The following is a 20,637-nucleotide window of genomic DNA, read 5'->3' on the forward strand; positions in this document are numbered from 1 at the left end:
CTGCTTCATGGGGCCTCTGCCCCTTGACGCTCAGCTCTAACCCTGAACATGTATACCGCGACCTTGGGGCGAGCCTCCAGCCCTTTCCTAACCGCGAATGGCAAGATGCTGCTACTGATAGATAATTACGACAGTTTCACCTACAACCTGGTGCATTATTGCGGCGAACTTGGCGCAGATGTGCATGTTGTACGCAACGATGCCCTCACTGTGGCCGAAGCGCTCGCGCTTGCGCCGTCCGCAATCCTTGTGTCACCCGGGCCAAAAGACCCCGCTCAAGCTGGTATATGCCTTGATCTGACACGCGCCGCAGGCGAAGCCCGCATCCCGCTCATGGGGGTTTGTTTGGGCCATCAAACCATCGGCGAGGCATTCGGCGGCAAAGTCGTGCGATGCCACGAAATTGTTCATGGAAAAATGGGCACAATCCACCACGAGGGCAAAAGCGTCTTTGCGGACCTGCCCTCCCCCTTTGAGGCGACACGTTATCATTCTCTTGTGGTCGAGCGTGAGAGCCTCCCAGACTGCCTTGAGGTCACAGCCGAACTCTCAGACGGAACAATCATGGGGCTCGCACACCGTGAGTTGCCGATCCATGGCGTTCAGTTTCACCCTGAGTCGATCCGCTCCGAGCACGGGCATAAGATGTTGAAAACATTTCTTGATATGGCAAAGGAGCCGGCATGAGCCAGACCCTGAAACCCCTCATCGGGTCCGCAGCCGAGCGTCCTCTCAACCGTTCTGAAGCCGAAACAGCCTTTACCGAGCTTTTCAATGGCGAGGCCACGCCCGCCCAGATCGGCGGCTTTCTCATGGCGCTGCGCACACGTGGCGAAACGGTCGAAGAATTCGCCGCTGCAGCCGCTGTGATGCGGTCCAAATGCCACGCTGTCAAAGCGCCTGACGGAGCGATGGACATTGTCGGCACAGGCGGTGATGGAAAGGGCACGCTCAACATCTCAACTGCGACGGCTTTTGTCGTGGCAGGCGCTGGCGTGCCTGTGGCCAAACACGGCAACCGCAATCTAAGCTCAAAATCGGGCGCGGCTGACGCGCTCGGCGAACTTGGAATCAACGTCATGATTGGCGCAGAAGTTGTTGAAAAAGCGCTGCAAAGCTGTGGCATCTGCTTCATGATGGCCCCCATGCATCACCCTGCAATGGCCCATGTCGGCCCAGCCCGCGCCGAGCTTGGAACCCGCACCATCTTCAATATCCTCGGCCCACTGACAAATCCCGCAGGCGTCAAACGTCAACTCACAGGCGCCTTCAGCCGCGACCTGATACGTCCAATGGCAGAGACTCTCGGCCAACTTGGTAGCGAGCGTGCATGGCTTGTCCACGGCTCTGACGGAACAGATGAGCTCACCATCACTGGCGTCTCATGGATCGCCGCCCTCAACGAAGACGGGACGATCACCGAGCAAGAGCTTCACCCCGAAGAAGCAGGCCTGCCCGTGCATACCTTTGAAGATATCATCGGCGGCACGCCATCAGAGAATGCCACAGCCTTCCGCGCTCTGCTCGCGGGTGAAGCGTCAGCCTACCGTGATGCTGTCTTGCTGAATGCCGCTGCTGCCCTTCACGTTGCGGGCAAAGCTGATACACTCACAACAGGCGTCGCTTTGGCGCGCGAAAGCATCGACAGTGGCGCAGCGGCCCAAAAAGTCGCCGCCCTTGCCAAATTCACATCGGAGGCGTCATGAGCCCGACAATTCTAGACAAAATCAAAGCCTACAAGCTTGAAGAAATCGCCGCAGACAAAGCCGCCAAATCTCTTGAGGCCGTTGAAGCTTCAGCAGAGGCTGCTTCCCCTGTGCGCCCTTTCGCAGACGCTCTTTTTGAAGCAAGCAAAGCAGGCTATGGCCTCATCGCTGAAATCAAGAAAGCAAGCCCTTCCAAGGGCCTCATCCGTGCGGACTTTGACCCAGCCTCTCTGGCCCAAGCCTATGAAGCTGGCGGCGCTACATGTCTCTCGGTTCTGACAGACACACCGAGTTTTCAAGGGCACAAAAGCTTTCTCACAGCGGCCCGCGACGCCTGTTCACTACCCGCCCTGCGCAAAGACTTCATGTATGACACCTATCAAGTCGCAGAAGCCCGCGCTCTGGGTGCAGATTGCATTCTGATCATCATGGCCTCTGTCTCTGATGCCCAAGCACAAGAGCTTGAAGACGCGGCCACGCAGTGGGGCATGGATGCACTCCTTGAGGTCCATGACGCTGAAGAGCTGGAACGCGCCAGCGCCCTAAAGTCGCGCATGATCGGGATAAACAATCGCAATCTCAATACCTTCGAGACGTCACTTGATGTTACACGAAAGCTTTCAAAACGCGTCCCCGAAGATCGCATGATCGTCTGCGAGAGCGGCCTCTTCACGCCAGATGATCTCGCCGATATCGCCCGATACGGTGCGCGTAGCTTCCTCATCGGCGAAAGCCTGATGCGTCAGGACGATGTTGAAGTCGCGACGCGCACACTGCTGGCCAATCCGTTCAGCGCGGCAGGCGCCTGATGTCGGGCCTTACCCACTTTGACGCGACGGGCAACGCTCACATGGTCGATGTGTCCGACAAAGCTGTGACCTCTCGAGTTGCCACAGCCAAGGGGCATATCCGCATGGCCCCTGAGACCCTCGCCATGATCACAGAGAATCGTGCCAAAAAAGGTGATGTTCTCGCCGTGGCCCAGCTCGCAGGCATTATGGGTGCGAAAGAAACAGCGCGCCTCATCCCTCTCTGTCACCCCTTACCTATTACAAAAGTTGCACTCACGCTTGAACCAGACGAGAGTCTCCCGGGTGTGCAAATCACAGCCACAGTTAAGACCACAGGCCAAACAGGTGTCGAGATGGAAGCTCTCACAGCCGTTTCTGTGGCCGCGCTCACGGTCTATGATATGGTCAAAGCAGTCGACAAGGCCATGGAGATAGGCGCAACCCGTGTTGTTCTAAAAGATGGCGGCAAATCAGGACGTTATGAAGAAAAATGATTTCTGTTGAAGACGCTCTGGACCACCTGTTTGCGCTTGCTCGTCCCGTCGCCACCGAGCTTTGCCCGCTGACCGAGGCTGCAGGGCGCGTTCTTGCGGCGCCGATCACTGCAAAGCTCACACAGCCCCCATTTCCTGCATCTTCAATGGACGGATACGCGCTCAACTCGGTTGAAGCCGACATGCACGCGCAATTTGTTGTCATTGGAGAAGCAGCCGCAGGCCATGGATTTGATGGCCGCGTTGGCGCAGGCCAAGCCGTGCGCATTTTCACTGGTGCACCCGTGCCTGAAGGAGCCGATTGCGTTGTGATCCAAGAAGAGGTTGAGCGCCGCGGCAAGCTGATCACTCTTTTGACCGAAGACACATCAAAATCAAACATTCGACCCGCAGGGCAAGATTTCTCTTTGGGCGATCAGATGAAAGCGCCGCGCGTGCTCACGCCCTCTGATATCGCGCTGGCCGCATCGATGAACCACGCTGAGCTCTGCGTTTACAAACGACCCGTCGTTGCCCTTGTCTCGACAGGCGACGAGCTTGTTCAGCCTGGTGAGACACCCGCCGACGGCCAAATCATCGCCTCCAACACCTATGGCCTCAAAGCACTTCTAGAGGCACATGGCGCAGAGGCACGCATTCTGCCCATTGCGCGGGACAATCGTTCGAGCCTTGAGACTGTCTTTTCGCTCTGCGAGGGTGCTGACCTCATCGTAACGATTGGGGGCGCCTCCGTAGGCGATCACGATATCGTCGCCGATGTCGCCGAGAGCATGGGATTGGACCAAAGCTTTTACAAAGTGGCGATGCGCCCAGGAAAGCCGCTGATGGCAGGCCAAATGGGCGCCTCCGTCATGATCGGCCTTCCGGGTAATCCGGTTTCTGCAATGGTTTGTGGCCATGTCTTCTTGCTGCCCTTCTTGCGGGCCATGACAGGTCTTGAAGCTGCTCCGGCCGAGCGCTTCTCAGCGACACTCACTGAGCCCCTGCCTGCAAACGGTCCGCGCGAGCACTACATGCGCGCCCGCGTCACAAAAGGCCAGATCTGCGCCGAATCCCGTCAAGATTCCGCGCTTCTCTCGGTCTTGGCTTCCGCCAACGCCCTCCTGATCCGCCCGCCGCATGACAGCGCGCGCGCACTCGGTGAAACGGTCGACTATATCAGACTCTAATTGAGCAGCGCTTTCGCAGCACGTAGACCCGGGTCTTCCCCTCCACGGCCAAGCCTCTCGATTGTCACAAGCATCGCAGCAGCCTGTTCACCGGGCGCACGTAAAACATCAAGCACGGCCTCAGCGAGCGCTTGCGCGGTGCAGTTTTTGCCAATCCGCTCAGGCACAGCGCGCGTTTCGCTCACGAGATTCACAAGCGTCACAGTGTCGATCAAAAGCATCCGCGCCATGATCACACGGCTCAGCCACGCCATATCATAGCCGATCACCATTGGCGTTTTCGCTGCCGCAAGTTCTAATGAAACAGTCCCCGATGCCGCAAGGGCAACATCAGCAGCGGCAAAAGCTGCACGCTTCTCAGTTGCGTCTCTTGGAGACAAAAAGACAGTGCCTTGCGGAAACAAATCCCGATTTTCGGCCATAAATCCCTGCACAGCATCCGCCACCACAACAACAGCGCGCATCTGGCTCCGCTCGGCCAAAACCGCTCGCGCCGCGTCCCCAAACCGAGCCGAAAGGCGTTTCACCTCGCCCGTCCGTGAGCCAGGCAAAAGCAAAAGCAAAGGCGCATCATCAAGACCATGCGCATCCCGAAATGCTGCAATATCCGCGCCCGTGGCCTCAGGCTCCGCCACAACAGGGTGGCCCACAAACTCAGCCTCCATCCCTGCGGCCTGCATAAGTTCTGGCTCAAAAGGCAACAAAGTCAGCACCTTGTCGGTAAACTCTGCAAGCTTCGCTGCACGCTTGGGCCGCCATGCCCAAACGGAAGGCGCAACATAATGTATCGTTCGAATTGACGGATTGACCGCCCGCACGTCTTTCGCCACACGCTTGCAGAAATCAGGGCTGTCGATAGTCAGCAAGATATCAGGCTCAAACGCGAGCGCCGCTGTCACAGTCTCGTCCTTGCGCCGCAACAGCGCGCGGTACTTTGGCAAAACTTCCGCCAACCCCATTACACTCAACTCGTTCATCGGAAAAATAGACGCAAGCCCCTCGGCCTCCATCAACGGTCCGCCCACCCCAGCGAATTCAACGTCAGGCAAGAGGCTCTTGAGCCCACACATCACTGCTTTGCCAAGCTTATCTCCAGACGCTTCCCCTGCAACGATAAAGACACGCCTCACACCAGCCATAAAAACAGCCCCGCTTCATTGAGTGTCTCAATCACCTGAGGCTGGTCCAGAACAATAACACCATCCGCTTCCAGAATAATCCCGTCAAAGCCCGCCGTCACAGCGGCGGCGGCCGTCTTTGGCCCAATTGTGGGCAAATCTGCACGCCTGTCCTGATTTGGTTTTGGGGCCTTGAAAAGAACGGCACCCTTGCCCTGACCGCCACTCAAAAAGCGCGCAAGCATCGCATCTGTGCCCGTCACATCCTCTTGCGCCAAAATATCCTGTCCACGCAAAACACAAGCTTGGCCCAGATCCGCCTGCCCCATGCGCAGCAACACCTCGCGCCCAAGCTTGGGCAAGCCCTGATGGGCTTCTTGTGGCGTGGCTCTGGTCACAACACCTGCCGCCATCGTCAGGCCCGCCAAGAGCGCATCCGCCCCCAATACAGCAAACCCTTTGGCCTCAAAAAGGGAGATCAACGCACGCAATGCACCGTCGTCCCCCAGTTTGAGAGCACGCAAAAACGTCGGAACAAGCGGCAGCGTTTTGAGATCGAGTCGGCCGAGCCGCAACCGCGGCCGATCAATCGCACCGCAGAAGCACACCTGAGTGACACCCCGCGCATGCAAAGCGTCCAAGAACGTACCCAAAGTCTCGAGCCGAAACACAAGGTCAACCACCAGCTCTTCTGGCTCAAACCCCTCCAAAGCGCAAATGAGAGGCAGCTCGCGTTGCGCATCAGCAATCGCCTTGGGCAACGCCCCGCGCCCTGCGATCAGCGCAAGCATGTCAGTTCCCCGGTGTGAGGAAAGAACGGTCGCTAGCACCCGTTACAAAGCCAACGATCTGTTGCACATAATCACTCTCACTGTCCTCACCCAAGCGGCGCGCACGCTCTTGAAACGTGCCCTCGCCCTGCGCAAGCATCTGAAAAGCAGCCCTTAGCGCCGTAATGTCCGCCCGTGCCACACCGCGCCGCTTCAAGCCAACAAGGTTGAGCCCGTCAAGTTCACCGCGTGGCCCTTGCACAAGACCATGCGGGATCACATCATTGGTAACCATGCTCAAGGCTCCGATAATAGCGCCCTGCCCAATGCGTACAAATTGGTGAATCCCGCAGAGGCCGCCAATGATCACATCATCTTCAATGATACAGTGCCCAGCGACAGCCGAAGAATTGACCACAATCACACGGTCCCCGAGATGCGCATCATGGGCAATGTGGCAACCAGCCATAAACAGCCCGTCATCCCCGATGACAGTCACGCCACCGCCGCCCTCAGTGCCACAGTTGATCGTCACGTGCTCTCGGATACGATTGCGCGCACCGATCTTAAGGGCCGTCTTCTCGCCCTTAAATTTGAGGTCTTGCGGCACTTCCCCGATCACAGAGAATGGGAAAACAACTGTTCCCTCGCCAATCTCGGTCTGCCCCGTCACGACAACATGGCTCTTGATATGCACATTCGCACCCAGCACCACTTCCGCCCCAATCAGGGAAAACGGACCAATGATACAGCCTTCGCCAATCTGCGCGCCCTCTTCAATGATTGCGCTTGGATGAATATCGCTGCTCACTCTGCGGCCACCTTCGGCAAATCCATCATCGCTGTGAACTCGACTTCACAGGCCATCTCGCCTTCAACACTCGCAACCCCGCCAAAGCGCCAGACTTTGGCTCCCGGCTTGCCGCGCAATGTTGTCAGGTTCATCTCAAGCACATCACCCGGAACAACCATGCGTCGGAATTTGCACTTCTCGATCGCCATAAAATATACCAGAAGCTCTTTATCCGCCATGTCGAGCGCTACGCCCACCATAACAGCCGCCGTCTGCGCCATCGCCTCAACAATCGTGACACCAGGCATAATCGGCTTGCCTGGGAAGTGGCCCTGAAAATGCGGCTCGTTCATGGTTACATTCTTGATACCACGAGCAGATTGCGTGCCGACAATATCCTCAACACGATCCACCAGCAAAAAAGGATAGCGGTGCGGAATAATCCGTTGAATAAGCCCAATATCGGCGCGCATAACCTCAGTTGTCATTGGTTGTCCTTCCAGTCTATTTTCATTCTCAGTAGCCCTCTCCAAGCTCCAAAACAAGTCATGGAGCCGAGGCTGCTGTTATTCGTCTTGTGGCTTTTGACCATTCAGATCAAGCGCGTCTCCACGCCCGATGGCCTCATCAATCTTGCGCACAGCGTCATTGGTGATATCCACGGCGGTATCGCGCAAGATGATTGCGCGCATATCAAGCAAAACGCTGCCACCGCGCTCGTTCATCAGCTCAACCAAAACACCCTGCGCAGTCGCCAAGAAGCGCTGTTCAGCTGATGCACGCTGCTCTTCCAAAGCACGCGCGCGGTCTTGACGCTCGCGGCGGATCGCCTGAACTTTCTTGTCAAAGGCTTCTGCTGCATCACGGAAATCAATGGCCGACATAGTAGGTCTGGCGTCCGTCAGCTCTTTCTCTTCCGCGCGCAACTCTTCTTCAAGGCGCCTATTGTTGGCCGAAAGCTCTTGCGCCTCTGCTTCCAAGGCTTCTGAAATATGCTGTCCAAAAAGCGTCTCGGTAAAAAGCCTGTTGGGATCAATGATGAGAACCTCTCTTTGAGGCGCATTCAAAGACTGTGCAAAAGACGCGCTGGCCCACAGGCAAAACCCAAGAGCCAACGGTAAAAGATGAGCTTTGATCGGCACAGCCATCCTAGAACTCAGTTGAGATCGTAAACTCAAAGTTCTGGTCGATGTCATGATCTTCTTTTTTTAGAGCCTTGCTCCAGTTCAGACGCATCGGACCAATCGGCGTTTCCCAAAAGATCGAGACACCCGCCACGTGACGGAATGAACCACTTTCATAAAATGTGTCTGCTGGAACACTACTTATTTTATCGAGTCCCCAGACGTTGCCGATGTCATAAAATACACCGCCCGTGATGCCGTATTCCTCAGGCAGCCCGAGTGGAAAGAGCGCCTCGAACTTGGCTGTCGCAAAGTAGTTGCCGCCAAGCGCATCGTTAACTGTTGAGCCGTTTAGCTCTCTCGGACCGATTCCATCCGCTGCAAAACCGCGCATGATATCTTCGTCAAAAAGCCAACGGTCGGTCGCGCGGCTGCCTGCGCCAGAGAAGCTCACAGCCCCGCCCGCAAGTGTCGCTCGTAGAGTGATTTCATCATTGAAAAAGCGCCGCTGGGCAATCAACTTGGCTTTGCTCTTCACAAAGCTATCGTCTCCACCGAGGCCACCAAAGTCCTGACTGATCAAGAAGCGAAGGCCTTCGTCATTGTCGAGACTGGTTTTACGCGAGTCCCACTCATAACTGTAGCCCACTGAGCTGTTTTTCAAACGTCCAAGTCCAACCTCATTTGTCAAAACACTGCCAATTGTACTTGTACTAGAAACAGACATCTTGGTCGCATCAAGCTTGTAATTGACGCCAAGACGCGCACGCTCGCCGAGCGGGAACTCAAGCCCCGTCGCAAAGATTCCTTTGCTCGTATTATAGTTCGCGTTCGCGCTCTCAGACTCAAGAATGCCAATATCAAAGAAGAACTTCACATCGCGGCCAAGGAAGGCAGGCTCTTCAAAGTAGAGCCCATAGTTTGTGTTGTCCGTCGCCCCCGATGCACGGAAACGTACAGTCTGACCGCGGCCAAGGAAGTTGGTCTCCGTATATTGCGCGACAAGGCCAAAGCCATTGTCCGTTGAATATGTCCCACCAAAGTTAAGTGACCCCGTGGGCTTTTCGGCCACGTCGACGTCCACAATCACTGTATTTGGTGTTGAACCTTCGCGGGCATTCACCTGCGCATCACCAAAGAAGCCAAGCGCACGGATGCGCTCAGCACTTTCACGGATTTCACGCGGGTTGAACGGATCCCCCTCAGCCACACGGAACTGGCGGCGTACAACGCGGTCAAGCGTGGTCGCATTGCCCTCAATATCGATACGTTCCACAAAGATGCGTTCGCCCTTGGACAGGACAAATTCCACATCAAGCGTCAGATCACGGTCGTTTCGCGTGATCCGCGGCTCAACGCGCAGGAATGGTTGACCATTCCGGATCGCAAGCCGCTCCATCCGCGCAATCGCGTTCTCGACAAGCGAAGGTGAGTAAGTCTCCCCCGCACGCAATTTGATCGTGTCTTGGTAAACTTCGCTGTCAACATCCTCGATCTCGCTGATCGTGGTGATCTCGCCGAAGGCAAACTGCTGGCCCTCTTCTACATTGAACGTCAAAAAATACCCGTCACGCTCGCGCGCCAGCTCAGCATTCACAGCCGTGGTGCGAAAGTCGACATAGCCGCGCGATACGTAAAAGTCGCGCAAGACCTGTTGGTCGAACTGCAGGCGATCTTCGACAAAAGTATCCTTGCGGATCAGCGCCCGCAGAAGTCCAGCCTGTTTGCTTTCCAGAACACGGCGCAAACGTCTGTCAGAATAGACTTGGTTGCCCACAAAACCGATACGAGACACCTCTGTGTTTCCGCCCTCGAAAATTTCGAACACAAGATCAACACGGTTGTCGCTTCGGCGAATAATCTTGGGCGTAATCCTTGCCGCAAGTCGACCATTCTCTGCATAGGCTTCCGTCAGCGTCACGGCATCGAGCTCGGCCTGTGTCGGGCTAAAGACCAAACGTGGCTTAAGTTTAATGAAGCTGGAAAGCTCGTTATCCTTCAAGCGCTCGTTGCCTTCAAAGCTGATCTGGTTGATCGTTGGGAACTCGGTGACCTTGATCACAAGCTTGCCACCCTGCGGTACAATCTCAACGCTTTCAAAAAGACCAGAGGCTAAAATCCGCTGATAGGCTTCGTTGATATCGCCAGCTGAGACGGTCTCTCCGCGAGCGATTCCCGCATATGTCAGGATCGTTCCAGTTTCGATCCGTTTATTGCCTTCGACAGCAACCGAATTGAAACTGTAGTTTTGCGCGATCGCACCACCGACGCCCCACACGAAACCCATTGAAAACGCGGCCAAAACCGCTGTTCCCGCTACGTTACGAATGGTGCGTTTTTTACCTGTGCGAGCGTTGCGCTCCGTGACACTGCTTGCCATATTCTCTTTCCAGTCAGACACCCCTACCCAGACTGACTAATCGCATTAGCAAATGATGTCAAAACGAGAAGCGCCCCAACTGGGGGGCGCGACGTTAAATATCAATGTATATAAGGCCTCAGAGCGGCTCTAGAGCATGAGGCTGCCAAGCCACGCACCCGCAAAAAGTGCCACAGTGATGGTCGCCAAATACAGGACACGATCCCAGTTCAGATCCCAAAGCAGGTGCAGCCCGCGGTAACTTTTTGCAATCATATCCATAACAGACCTCCACTCATCTTTTCCAATTCTGGCAAAGCTTTGTGCAGGAAGCGGGGCGCAATTGTGGCATTTTCAGGGCAAGTGCCCCTTTGATGAGGCTATCAGCAGAAAATATCGTTCCAAAGAGCGAAGACCATGACACTCAAAACGAGAGCAATCCCCATGCTCATTAGGACTTGCATCACCTTATCACTGGGCTTTTTGCGCATCACAGCTTCATAGCCATAGAACATCAGATGCCCACCATCGAGCATCGGAATCGGCAAAAGATTGAGAAAGCCCACGGCCGTCGACAACAGCGCCAAGAAGCCTATAAACGCAGCAAACCCCTCTTCTGCTTGGTCTTTTGACGCACGTGCAATCCCAATTGCACCAGACATGTTGCAAGAGCTGATCTTGCCAAAAGCCAAATGATACAGCCCCGAAATGGAACGCGTCACAACAGAGTAGGTCTGCTCGGCACCCAGACCAACGGCCTCAAATACGCCAGGTCGCTCTGTTTCAGCCTCAAAGAAAGTCGAGCTGAAAATCCCGATGAGAAACCGCTTTTCAAAGCCATTGTCCGCCGTCGGCACATCGCGCAGCTCAGGCTGGATGACAAATTCCTTGTCTTCCCCGTCCCGCCAGACATTGAGCCTGACAGGCGCGCCCTCAGCCGCTTTCACCACATCGACCAGCTGCATAAAGCTGCTCAAGTCTTGGCCGTCCGCCCGCAAGATCACATCGCCTTCCAGCAGGCCCGCCGCCTCACCCGCAGAGCGCGGCTGGACTCCGCCGATCCGCGCGGGGCTATACTGCGGCCCCTGCACAATCAGCTCATCACCGCCGCGTTTCACAGTGTAGTCGAGCAAAAGCCCATCAGGCAGCGCATCAAAATAGGCTCTGCTTGGCTCTTCAGGGAAAGGCTCACCCGCAATCGCGATGATCTGGTCCCCCGCTTCAATCGTGACGCCCTCATAAGGCAATGGATGCAAAGACGAGACTTTGGGCGGCGTCGCCACCATGCCGAGTGTCAGCAAAAGTCCCGCAAAAACAAAGATTGAGAAAATAAAGTTGAAGACTGGCCCAGCTAGAACTGTCGCAGACCGTGCCCAAAGCGGCGCGCCGTGCATCGTATGGCGCAGCTGTTCTGCAGGCATGGCCTCCATCGCCTCGCCGTCCTTGCCACTTGCTGCATTGGCGTCACCCAAAAATTTGACATAGCCGCCAAATGGAATAGCAGCGATTTGCCAGACCGTGCCATGCTTGTCCTCGCGCGCAAAAAGCACGGGGCCAAAGCCGATAGAAAAAACTTCAGCCTTAATCCCTGACCAGCGCCCGACAATGTAGTGGCCGTATTCATGCACCCCCACAATGATGGAGAGCGCCACCACAAAATAAATTAGGGTGAGGAACACATTGCCAAATTGTGGCAGAATAGTCATAAAATCCAAAAGCTTACCTGTCTTTCTGTTTTATCGCGGAGTCACGCTCTGCGCTGTACTCTGCCCTAAGTGGGCTGCTCGGCGCAGGTTATCAAGGGTCATTGGGGCATCGATAAGGCCATCATCGGGCAAGAGCTGGTCAAGCGTCGCCTTCACCACGTCAGCCATCTGTGTAAAGCCGATCTGCCTGGCCATAAAACGGTCAAGCGCCATGTCTTTCGCCGCGTTAAAGACAGCCCCGCTCAGCCCGCCGCGCCCCATGACCTCATAAGCCAGCCGCAAAGCGGGGTAGCGTTTCGGGTCAGGGTTGCTGAATTCCAATTGCCCAATGTGAGCCAGATCAAGCCGCTCCACAGGAAGCTTCTCGCGTGTCGGATAGTGCAATGCATAGCCAATCGCGTGGCGCATATCAGGTGGCCCAACATGCGCCATCAACCCACCATCCTGAAACCCAACCAGCGCATGAACAATCGATTGCGGATGCACGAGAACTTCGATCTTCTCAGGGTCTATTCCAAAATATTCACGCGTTTCAATGAGTTCCAAGGCCTTGTTAAACATGGAAGCACTGTCAATTGTGATGCGCTGCCCCATATCCCAGTTTGGATGACTACTCGCCTCGTCTACACTCGCGCCAGCCAATCGCTCAAGCGGCCAGTCTCGAAATGCCCCACCAGATGCCGTGATAATCACCCGCTCAACGGCGCCCATATCCTCGCCAACCAGCGCCTGAAACACAGCCGAATGCTCACTGTCAACAGGCAACACACGCGCGCCATGCTTGGCCGCTGTCTCCATCAGGAGCTTACCCGCAGTCACCAGCGATTCTTTATTGGCCAAAGCGAGCGTTGCGCCCTGCTCCAAAGCCTTCAGTCCCGGCTCAAGCCCTGCCGCACCGACAATCGCACTCATCACCCAGTCGGCCGGCCGCGTCGCCGCCTCAAGGAGAGCCGCCTGCCCTGCAGTCGCTTCGGTCTGGCTGCCAGCCAGCGCCGCACGCAACTCAGGCAAACACGCCTCATCGGCTATGACAGCCACATCAGCCCCAAACTTGAGTGCATCCGCCGCGAGCTGAGCAACATTACCTCCGCCCGTCAGAGCGACCACATCATAGTCCTCAGGCGCACGCCCGATCAAATCAAGCGTCGACTGCCCGATAGAGCCCGTGGCTCCAAAGATGGAGATCTTGCGTCTCACCCCATCAACCCAGCAACAAACAGCACAGGGAAAAACACAAGCGCCGCACCGATCATCCCGTCAAAGCGGTCCAAAACGCCGCCATGCCCCGGGATAAGGCTCGAGCTGTCCTTGATCCCCGCCTTGCGCTTCAAAGCGCTCTCAACAATATCGCCTATCTGCGCCGCAAAGGCCAAAATGACCGAGAACAGCACAAGCGAAATCGGCAGATCGAGCCCCCCCGCCACCAGCTTCGCGTTCAACACCCACCCCAAAAGCGCAGCGCCTACCCAGCCAGCAACTGTGCCTGACCATGTTTTCTTCGGGCTCACTTTGGGCCAAAACTTCGGCCCACCGAAGACACGCCCCGCAAAATAGCCCATGACGTCGGAGGCGATCACAACCCCGATCACCCAGACCAGCACAACGATGCCAAACATGTCTCGAATGCCATAGAGCGCCAAGGCCGCAATCATACAAAAGAAAGCGTAAAACGCGAGACGGTGCTTCAGGCGGGCCGCCAAGGCCCAAACAGCACCGGCCACAAGGCCCAAAAGAGCAAAACCCACAGGCACACCAATCCATGCACCCGCCCCTACAGCCGCACCGCCCGCAATCGGCAGTGCTACGTCCCTTAGCGGCCCGCTCAAAGCGCCGCCAAGTCTCGCGGCCTCCCAAACCATGCCCGCCGAGATCAGCGCAAGAAGTGCAAGAAACCATGGCCCGCCAAGCCAGATATCAATCCCCGCCACCACAGCCATAACAGCCGCCGAAATCAATCGCAGGCGTAGATCGCCCCACTTTCCTGCTGTTGGTTCGGCTGTCTTGGTCATGCAATCACTCCGCCAAAGCGCCGCTCGCGCCGTCCATAGTTTTTGACAAGCCCAGCAAAAATCTCAGGGCTGAAATCAGGCCAGAGCGTGTCTATAAATTCATATTCAGCATAGGCCGATTGCCAGAGCAAAAAGTTCGAAATTCTCGCTTCACCACTGGTGCGAATAACAAGATCAGGATCAGGTAAAACGTAAGTATCTAAATACTTTGGAAGAGTTTCTTCATCTACCTTTTCAGGGTCGAGTCGTCCCGCAGCCACATCCTGCGCCAGCCGTTTTGTGGCCCGGCTCACCTCGTCGCGGCCGCCATAATTAAGCGCAATCGTCAAATGCACCTTGTCGTTATCACTCGTCAAAAGCTCTAGCTCGTCCATGAGGCCGACCAACTTGTCGTCAAGCCGCACTCGGTCGCCAATAAAGCGCACACGCACGCCCTCGTCCTTCAAGGCCCGCGCTTCCTTTGCGATATAGCGCCGAAACAGCCCCATAAGCCCAGCAACTTCCACCTGTGTTCGTTTCCAGTTCTCTGTCGAAAATGCAAAAATCGTCAGATACTTCACGCCCAGATCAGGACAGGCTTCCACAATCTCGCGCACGCGCTTTGCGCCGGCATGGTGGCCAAAAAGCCGCGGCCGCCCGCGCGACTGCGCCCAGCGGCCATTGCCATCCATAATAATCGCGATATGACGCGGCCCTGTGCTCTTTTCTGCTTCACTCGTCACGGCACGGCTCCTTCAAAATCATTTCAAAAAGGGAACCTTACACCTGCATGATTTCCGCTTGCTTACTTTCCAGAGCTGCATCCAGCGCTTTAATGTGCTTATCCGTCAAAGTTTGCACTTCGTCTTCCCAGAACTTCTGATCATCTTCCGAGATGCCGTCAGCCTTGGCCTTTTTCACCTGATCCATACCATCGCGGCGAATGTTGCGCACCGAAACACGCGCATGCTCTGCATATTGCGCCGCCACACGAGTAAGCTCACGGCGGCGTTCTTCGTTAAGCTCAGGGATCGGCAACATAACGATTGTGCCGTTGGTCTGCGGGTTGATCCCAAGACCTGAGTTCATGATCGCCTTTTCGACGGCCTGAACCATTGATTTGTCCCAAACATTGATCGTCACCATCCGTGGCTCAGGCACGTTCACCGTGCCAAGCTGGTTGATCGGCGTCTGAGAGCCATAGGCCTCAACAACGATTGGCTCCAGCATACTCGCCGAAGCGCGCCCTGTTCTCAGCGAGGCAAATTCTGTCCGCAAATTGGCCATAGCGCCATCCATACGGCGCTCCAGCTCGTCGGTATCCAGCATAAAATCGTCTGACATGGGCCTCAAACTCCTGTTCGTCTCTTTTGGCTTTGCGCCAGTTTACAGTGTCACGCGCGCGCTTGGAAGCCTCAGCCGTGCACCTTTGTATATGTGCCCTCGCCTGCGAGGATGCCCTGAAAGCCGCCCGGCTCATCAAGACTAAACACAATGATCGGCAAATTGTTGTCGCGCGCCAGCGCAATCGCGCTCGCATCCATCACCCCAAGACGCTTCTGGAGGACCTCATCATAACTCACATGGTCATAGCGAACTGCATCTTTAAATTTAGCTGGGTCCTTGTCGTAGACACCGTCCACTTTCGTACCCTTAAAGATCGCTTCACACGCCATCTCGTTGGCGCGCAATGTCGCGGCTGTATCTGTCGTGAAGTAAGGGTTGCCCGTTCCGGCCGCAAAAATACAGACCCGCTTTTTCTCAAGGTGGCGCACAGCGCGACGGCGAATATAGGGCTCTGCAACTTCATTCATCGTGATCGCTGAAATCACACGGGTAAAGACACCAAGGTCTTCCAAGGCGCTTTGCATCGCCAGCGCGTTCATCACAGTCGCCAGCATCCCCATATAATCAGCGGTTGTACGTTCCATGCCCTGCGCGCTGCCCGAAAGCCCGCGGAAGATATTGCCGCCACCGATGACCATACAAATTTCAACACCCATCTCTTGTACAGATTGCACTTCACGCGCAATCCGCTGGACTGTTGGCGGATGCAAACCATAGCCCTGATCGCCCATCAGCGCCTCACCTGATATCTTGAGCATGACGCGTTTGAAGGTGGTTTTTGGCGCGGCTGGCTCTGACATCTGATGTCTCCTGATTGCGTTGGGCTTGGCTCTAAATGTCCCAATTCTCTCTCAGGCGCAACGCCCGAAGCGCAGCCCAACGCCAAAAAGCGCGCTTTGCGCCGCCATCAAGCTGCGCTAAAGGCTGCCCTATGCAGACGCTACCACACATATCCCCTCAGACGCCCGTGCTCATCGCGGGTCCGACCGCCTCGGGCAAATCCGCGCTCGCGTTACAGATTGCAGAGGCCGATGGTGGACTGATTGTGAATGCCGATGCCCTTCAGGTCTATTCCGACTGGCGCTTGCTCACCGCGCGCCCCTCACCAGAAGAAGAAGCCCGCGCGCCTCATGCGCTATACGGCCACATCGCAGGCACTCATCCCTACTCTGTTGGTGAGTGGCTCGCCGATATCCGCGCCCTGCACACGCGGGGCCAACGGCTTATCATTGTTGGCGGCACAGGACTTTACTTTGCGGCTCTTACAGAAGGTCTTGCTGCGATCCCTCCGACGCCCCCCGAAGTTCGCGCAGAGGCGGATAGACTGCGCAGCACACCTGAAGGCTTGGCAGAGATGATCGCGGCACTCGACGCGGCAACCGCCGCCAAGATCGATCTGCAAAACCCGATGCGTGTGCAGCGCGCCTATGAAGTCTGGAAGAGTACGGGTCGCAGCCTCGCCACATGGCAGGCCGAAACGCCAGCGCCTGACATGCCGCTTGCCACAGCCCAGCCTCTCATCCTGCAAGCCAACAAAGATTGGCTCAACGCCCGAATCGAGCGCCGCTTCGATCTGATGCTAGAGCAAGGCGCACTCGCAGAGGCCGAGGCCAATCTCACCGATTGGTCACCTGACAAGCCCTCTTCTAAGGCCATCGGCGCACCAGAGCTCATCGCCCACCTCAAAGGCGAGATCAGCCTGAAAGAGGCTCGCAGCCGCGCAATTATCGCCAGCCGCCAATACGCCAAGCGACAACGAACATGGTTTCGCGCCCGTATGGGCAGCTGGCACGGGATCCCGCTCGGCTGACGCAACGGCAGCCTCTCTGTTCAAACCCACACGATGCGAAGCCATGTCGCTTTTGCACTAGCGAAGCGTCGCAAAATTACAAAAAATTCCAAAGCTTCCCATTGACGCGAGGGGCGCAAATATGTGGTTATGGAGAAGTTAAGGGACAAGACTGCGCCAATGCAGCGTGACCTTGGCACAAAAGGGAGTGACACATGCCGCAACACGGATGCGCGGCTGACGAGGGCGTGTTTGCGCCAACGTCAGCACAGCCACAGACCGCTCTTGAGCGATGTCTTACAATTGTTTCTGGCATTACTTTTTCCTCACGCAGCGCTCCGCGCGCCCAATCTCGCAGATGTGCCGCGCGGCATATCACCCAGAACAGGGGAACCTAAATGGGACTATTCATTCTTCGGCGGCTCGGCGTGATGATCCTCACAGCCCTCTGCCTGACCTTCGTGGTCTTCTTTCTGACAAATCTCTATCCAAACCTTGAGAAGCTCGCCAAAACTCAAGGCAACATGCGTATGTCAGATGAGCAAGTCTCCACATGGCTCGACAATCGCGGCTACACACAGCCCTTGCCGCGTAAATACGCCGAATGGCTCGGCCTCGCGCCCGGCTTTACAGGGATCAATGCCGACGGTGAAACAACAGGGCGCTGCCTGCGCCCGGGGGTTGATCCAGCCAACGCGCCAACGTTCTGTGGAATTCTACAAGGCGACTGGGGGTATTCCACCGTCTTCAAGGAACCCGTCACAACAATCATTGGCATCCGCCTCAGCCTCACAGCCAAGCTGATGTTCTGGGTGATGGTGCTCATGGTCCCCTCCGCGCTCATAGTGGGCGTGCTCGCAGGGATGCGCGAAGGCTCCCGCACCGACAGAACACTTTCAACAGCTTCGATCGCCACAACAGCGACGCCCGAATACGTCTCCGGCGTGATTTTCATCGCCCTTCTTGCCTCCTCGCGCTTTGGTCTGTCCCCGATCCTGTCCGATGCTGGGCTGATAGAGGGCAAAACGCTCTTCAAAGGCACGGCAACGTCGGCCATGGAATCAGCCAACTTCGAGAACTTCTTTCTCCCCGTGCTTACCATCGCGCTCTATGGGATGGGCTACATTGCCCGCATGACCCGCGCCTCCATGGCAGAAGTCATGACAGCGCAATACATTCGCACAGCCCGCCTCAAAGGCGTTGCGTTCCGCAACATCGTCATGCAGCACGCCCTGCGCAACGCACTGATCGCACCTTTCACCGTGATCATGCTTCAGCTTCCATGGCTGCTCAACGGCGTGGTCATTGTCGAGACGCTCTTTAACTACAAGGGCTTCGGCTGGACGCTTGTGCAGGCAGCTGGCAACAACGATATCGAGCTGCTGCTCGGCGTCTCTGTTGTGTCCGTCTTCGTGGTCCTCTTCACCCAGCTTCTGAGTGATATCGGCTACGTCTTCCTCAACCCGCGCATTCGCATTTCGTAAGGGATATTGATTATGGAACCTCTTACATGGTTTGGCGCATATGCAGGCTTCTTCGGAACCTTCCTCGCCGCCTTCGCAACACTCGCGGTGCTCACAGGTCTCTGCGCAATGCTGCTCTCGCTCACAGGCAGTTCAACTCGTGGCAGCTTTTCGCTCTTTAACGGGATAGCCGTCGTCACTCTGCTCCTCGTAAGTATAGGCTATATCTACAACGCCCTCTCACCGACGCTCAGTGGTGGTATGGAGCTGGCAGTCCTTGGCAAAATCCTGATCGGCCTTATCGCCCTCGGCACCTTCGCGGCGATGCTCAGCCTCTTTATGAACAATTTCTTTGATGATCCAGCGGCCACGATGGGCTTTCTCTTCGGACTATCACTCAAATTGATCGGCCTCACAATCGCAGCATGGCTTGGCTACACGCTCCTGTTCGCTGGCGCAGGCTTCCGCGAACAGCTCGCCGCAATGGACCCATCCGCGGTACCGACAGGCGAAGACCTCGCCCAACAGCAGCGGATCGCAACGATGCAGGGTCGCGGTATCCTCGCCTCGATCTTCATTCGCTTTATGCCCGTCTGGATCGCGCTTGTTTTGCTTTTCACGGCCTCAGTCGTCTACAAGCGCAAGCTCGGCCTCTACGGCAAACTCTTTGACAACACGATCGGCATCTTCGGCTTCGGCCTCGTGATGTTCTGGGTGTTCACGGCCGCTTTCAACGGCTTCTTTGACATGATCGCCACACACGGGCCACTCGAGCAACTCTCGGGAATGAAAAACAAAGGGCCCGGAACACCTCTGCGTGATCTCTCCGATGGTGCTTATCCGTTCTACCTCCTTGGCGGTGACAACCTCGCGCGCGACGTCTTCTCTCGCATGGTTACAGGCTCGGTGATCGTGATCATGATCGCGCCTCTGGCCACGCTCTTTGCCTTTATGGTCGGGATCACGCTTGGCCTGCCGGCAGGCTACTTCTCAGGCCCCGCCCTGCGCAAAGGCAGCCTCGGAATGATAGCCACAGCCGTGATATTTACACTCGCCACAGTGGCCGCAGGCCTTGGTGGTGGCGTGTCAAACTTCCTCATGCTCGGCATCATTCTCGCGGTGCTTTTTGTGCTGATGTTCCGTGCCTCGCTGGATACAGTCTTGAGCTTCTTGGCAAACCTCATTCTGGCTTTCCCAGTGATCTTGCTTTTCTACCTCTTGGTCACACCAGAAATCGTCGAGACAGGCCTCCCGCAGTTCATGGCCGTCGTGCTCTTCATCTTCCCTATCGTTTTCGCTGGGGTTCTGATCAGCTCGCGCTTCCAGACTGATCCTGCCAAAAACCGCTTTTGGCTCTTGGTCGTTCTGATCCCGATGGCGATCCTCTATATCGTCACAATCAGCGCCCCCGACAGCCAGATCAACATTCTTGGCCCGCTTGATTTCTTCAATCCAGCGCCAGGGGTTCTCGTGGTCTTTGTCTCGGTGGTCTTTGTGAACTCGCCGACCGTATTTCGGATCGTGCGCGGCCTCGCGCTCGACATTCACAGCCGCGACTATGTGGCAGCGGCGCAAACTCGTGGTGAAGGTCCTTGGTACATCATGCTCTGGGAGATCTTGCCCAACGCCCGCGGGCCGCTGATCGTCGATTTCTGCCTGCGCATCGGCTACACCACGATCCTGCTTGGCACCTTGGGCTTCTTCGGCCTCGGCCTACCGCCAGAATCTCCTGACTGGGGCAGCACGATCAACGAAGGGCGCAAGCTTTTGTCGATCTATGCGCACCCTGCTCTGCCACCTGCCATCGCGCTTCTATCCCTCGTCTTGGGTCTGAACCTACTGGCAGACGGGCTACGCGAAGAAAGCCTCAAAGACTAACGGCACGCGCGGCGGCTCACCCTGCCGCGCAGCCCTCACATCTGAACACAACGTTAAGGACAAAGCGAAATGGTTAACGCGAAACACCCCTCAAAAGCCTGTTTAGGCGGTGCACGGGTTGTGCACGGGTTGTGCACGCTTT

Annotated in this window: 21 protein-coding genes; 8 read left to right on the plus strand and 13 right to left on the minus strand. The window is 56.3% G+C overall.

What is annotated here, in order from left to right; genetic code table 11:
• Positions 1-105: 105 nt before the first annotated feature.
• Genes DSM117340_RS07640 through glp form a run of 5 tightly spaced genes read left to right on the plus strand, consistent with a single transcriptional unit; the run spans position 106 to position 4,160 of the window.
• The gene (locus tag DSM117340_RS07640; RefSeq protein WP_089890846.1) at positions 106-687 is read left to right on the plus strand and encodes an aminodeoxychorismate/anthranilate synthase component II; all 582 of its coding nucleotides are present in this window, start codon (positions 106-108) and stop codon (positions 685-687) included.
• Entirely contained in the window at positions 684-1,706 is a 1,023-nt protein-coding gene (trpD, locus tag DSM117340_RS07645; RefSeq protein ID WP_089890844.1) for an anthranilate phosphoribosyltransferase, read from the plus strand. The genes DSM117340_RS07640 and trpD overlap by 4 nt, the downstream gene beginning before the upstream one ends.
• A complete protein-coding gene (gene trpC / locus DSM117340_RS07650; protein ID WP_089890841.1) occupies positions 1,703-2,515 on the plus strand; it encodes an indole-3-glycerol phosphate synthase TrpC in 813 nt (270 codons plus the stop codon). The genes trpD and trpC overlap by 4 nt, the downstream gene beginning before the upstream one ends.
• Positions 2,515-2,991: a cyclic pyranopterin monophosphate synthase MoaC gene (moaC, locus tag DSM117340_RS07655; RefSeq protein ID WP_089890837.1), complete on the plus strand. Its 477-nt coding sequence runs from the start codon at positions 2,515-2,517 to the stop codon at positions 2,989-2,991. The genes trpC and moaC overlap by 1 nt, the downstream gene beginning before the upstream one ends.
• A complete protein-coding gene (gene glp, locus DSM117340_RS07660; RefSeq protein WP_089890834.1) occupies positions 2,988-4,160 on the plus strand; it encodes a gephyrin-like molybdotransferase Glp in 1,173 nt (390 codons plus the stop codon). Before moaC ends, glp begins: the two co-directional genes overlap by 4 nt.
• Here glp and lpxB read toward each other — a convergent pair.
• From lpxB to pyrH, 13 genes are all read right to left on the minus strand, one after another.
• Positions 4,157-5,299 carry a lipid-A-disaccharide synthase gene (gene lpxB, locus DSM117340_RS07665; RefSeq protein ID WP_089890831.1) on the minus strand — a complete coding sequence of 381 codons (1,143 nt, stop codon included), beginning with the start codon at positions 5,297-5,299 and terminating at the stop codon, positions 4,157-4,159. The two genes, glp and lpxB, sit on opposite strands and share 4 nt — an antisense overlap.
• Entirely contained in the window at positions 5,287-6,069 is a 783-nt protein-coding gene (lpxI, locus tag DSM117340_RS07670) for a UDP-2,3-diacylglucosamine diphosphatase LpxI (RefSeq protein WP_089890827.1), read from the minus strand. Before lpxI ends, lpxB begins: the two co-directional genes overlap by 13 nt.
• A 1-nt stretch (position 6,070) precedes the next feature.
• Entirely contained in the window at positions 6,071-6,859 is a 789-nt protein-coding gene (gene lpxA / locus DSM117340_RS07675; protein ID WP_089890824.1) for an acyl-ACP--UDP-N-acetylglucosamine O-acyltransferase, read from the minus strand.
• Entirely contained in the window at positions 6,856-7,329 is a 474-nt protein-coding gene (fabZ, locus tag DSM117340_RS07680; RefSeq protein WP_089890821.1) for a 3-hydroxyacyl-ACP dehydratase FabZ, read from the minus strand. The genes lpxA and fabZ overlap by 4 nt, the downstream gene beginning before the upstream one ends.
• A 78-nt stretch (positions 7,330-7,407) precedes the next feature.
• Entirely contained in the window at positions 7,408-7,989 is a 582-nt protein-coding gene (locus tag DSM117340_RS07685; RefSeq protein ID WP_177170663.1) for an OmpH family outer membrane protein, read from the minus strand.
• 1 nt (position 7,990) lies between these two features.
• Positions 7,991-10,345 carry an outer membrane protein assembly factor BamA gene (gene bamA, locus DSM117340_RS07690; RefSeq protein WP_354690029.1) on the minus strand — a complete coding sequence of 785 codons (2,355 nt, stop codon included), beginning with the start codon at positions 10,343-10,345 and terminating at the stop codon, positions 7,991-7,993.
• A 129-nt stretch (positions 10,346-10,474) separates the two neighbouring features.
• Entirely contained in the window at positions 10,475-10,606 is a 132-nt protein-coding gene (locus tag DSM117340_RS07695; protein WP_271437032.1) for a hypothetical protein, read from the minus strand.
• A 101-nt stretch (positions 10,607-10,707) separates the two neighbouring features.
• Entirely contained in the window at positions 10,708-12,030 is a 1,323-nt protein-coding gene (gene rseP / locus DSM117340_RS07700) for an RIP metalloprotease RseP (RefSeq protein WP_333908492.1), read from the minus strand.
• Positions 12,031-12,060: 30 nt separating this feature from the next.
• Positions 12,061-13,227, minus strand: coding sequence for a 1-deoxy-D-xylulose-5-phosphate reductoisomerase (dxr, locus tag DSM117340_RS07705; RefSeq protein ID WP_089890806.1), 1,167 nt, complete (start codon positions 13,225-13,227; stop codon positions 12,061-12,063).
• Positions 13,224-14,039: a phosphatidate cytidylyltransferase gene (locus tag DSM117340_RS07710; RefSeq protein WP_089890803.1), complete on the minus strand. Its 816-nt coding sequence runs from the start codon at positions 14,037-14,039 to the stop codon at positions 13,224-13,226. The genes dxr and DSM117340_RS07710 overlap by 4 nt, the downstream gene beginning before the upstream one ends.
• Positions 14,036-14,761: a polyprenyl diphosphate synthase gene (uppS, locus tag DSM117340_RS07715; protein ID WP_271437031.1), complete on the minus strand. Its 726-nt coding sequence runs from the start codon at positions 14,759-14,761 to the stop codon at positions 14,036-14,038. Before uppS ends, DSM117340_RS07710 begins: the two co-directional genes overlap by 4 nt.
• A 37-nt stretch (positions 14,762-14,798) precedes the next feature.
• Complete coding sequence (gene frr / locus DSM117340_RS07720) at positions 14,799-15,362, minus strand: ribosome recycling factor (RefSeq protein WP_089890801.1); 564 nt, start codon at positions 15,360-15,362, stop codon at positions 14,799-14,801.
• 71 nt (positions 15,363-15,433) lie between these two features.
• Positions 15,434-16,165, minus strand: coding sequence for a UMP kinase (pyrH, locus tag DSM117340_RS07725; RefSeq protein ID WP_089890798.1), 732 nt, complete (start codon positions 16,163-16,165; stop codon positions 15,434-15,436).
• A gap of 131 nt (positions 16,166-16,296) precedes the next feature.
• On the opposite strand from pyrH, the gene miaA reads away from it, so the two are divergent.
• The 3 genes from miaA to DSM117340_RS07740 all read left to right on the plus strand — a co-directional run bounded on the left by miaA (position 16,297) and on the right by DSM117340_RS07740 (position 20,495).
• Positions 16,297-17,175, plus strand: a complete 879-nt coding sequence (gene miaA / locus DSM117340_RS07730) for a tRNA (adenosine(37)-N6)-dimethylallyltransferase MiaA (protein ID WP_089890795.1) — start codon at positions 16,297-16,299, stop codon at positions 17,173-17,175.
• Positions 17,176-17,552: 377 nt separating this feature from the next.
• Complete coding sequence (locus DSM117340_RS07735) at positions 17,553-18,638, plus strand: ABC transporter permease (RefSeq protein WP_089890792.1); 1,086 nt, start codon at positions 17,553-17,555, stop codon at positions 18,636-18,638.
• A 12-nt stretch (positions 18,639-18,650) separates the two neighbouring features.
• A complete protein-coding gene (locus DSM117340_RS07740; RefSeq protein ID WP_336433240.1) occupies positions 18,651-20,495 on the plus strand; it encodes an ABC transporter permease subunit in 1,845 nt (614 codons plus the stop codon).
• The last annotated feature ends 142 nt before the right edge of the window (positions 20,496-20,637 follow it).

This window comes from Lentibacter algarum, from assembly GCF_040580765.1.
Classification (GTDB): Bacteria; Pseudomonadota; Alphaproteobacteria; order Rhodobacterales; family Rhodobacteraceae; genus Lentibacter; species Lentibacter algarum.

Coding starts and splice junctions, on each gene's coding strand:
- glp (WP_089890834.1), top strand. CDS start 2,988: ATGATTTCTGTTGAAGACGCTCTGGACCACCTGTTTGCGCTTGCTCGT.
- frr (WP_089890801.1), bottom strand. CDS start 15,362: ATGTCAGACGATTTTATGCTGGATACCGACGAGCTGGAGCGCCGTATG.
- miaA (WP_089890795.1), top strand. CDS start 16,297: ATGCAGACGCTACCACACATATCCCCTCAGACGCCCGTGCTCATCGCG.
- moaC (WP_089890837.1), top strand. CDS start 2,515: ATGTCGGGCCTTACCCACTTTGACGCGACGGGCAACGCTCACATGGTC.
- lpxB (WP_089890831.1), bottom strand. CDS start 5,299: ATGGCTGGTGTGAGGCGTGTCTTTATCGTTGCAGGGGAAGCGTCTGGA.
- DSM117340_RS07740 (WP_336433240.1), top strand. CDS start 18,651: ATGGAACCTCTTACATGGTTTGGCGCATATGCAGGCTTCTTCGGAACC.
- DSM117340_RS07695 (WP_271437032.1), bottom strand. CDS start 10,606: ATGGATATGATTGCAAAAAGTTACCGCGGGCTGCACCTGCTTTGGGAT.
- DSM117340_RS07735 (WP_089890792.1), top strand. CDS start 17,553: ATGGGACTATTCATTCTTCGGCGGCTCGGCGTGATGATCCTCACAGCC.
- trpD (WP_089890844.1), top strand. CDS start 684: ATGAGCCAGACCCTGAAACCCCTCATCGGGTCCGCAGCCGAGCGTCCT.
- bamA (WP_354690029.1), bottom strand. CDS start 10,345: ATGGCAAGCAGTGTCACGGAGCGCAACGCTCGCACAGGTAAAAAACGC.
- DSM117340_RS07685 (WP_177170663.1), bottom strand. CDS start 7,989: ATGGCTGTGCCGATCAAAGCTCATCTTTTACCGTTGGCTCTTGGGTTT.
- trpC (WP_089890841.1), top strand. CDS start 1,703: ATGAGCCCGACAATTCTAGACAAAATCAAAGCCTACAAGCTTGAAGAA.
- DSM117340_RS07640 (WP_089890846.1), top strand. CDS start 106: ATGCTGCTACTGATAGATAATTACGACAGTTTCACCTACAACCTGGTG.
- pyrH (WP_089890798.1), bottom strand. CDS start 16,165: ATGTCAGAGCCAGCCGCGCCAAAAACCACCTTCAAACGCGTCATGCTC.
- lpxI (WP_089890827.1), bottom strand. CDS start 6,069: ATGCTTGCGCTGATCGCAGGGCGCGGGGCGTTGCCCAAGGCGATTGCT.
- DSM117340_RS07710 (WP_089890803.1), bottom strand. CDS start 14,039: ATGACCAAGACAGCCGAACCAACAGCAGGAAAGTGGGGCGATCTACGC.
- fabZ (WP_089890821.1), bottom strand. CDS start 7,329: ATGACAACTGAGGTTATGCGCGCCGATATTGGGCTTATTCAACGGATT.
- rseP (WP_333908492.1), bottom strand. CDS start 12,030: ATGACTATTCTGCCACAATTTGGCAATGTGTTCCTCACCCTAATTTAT.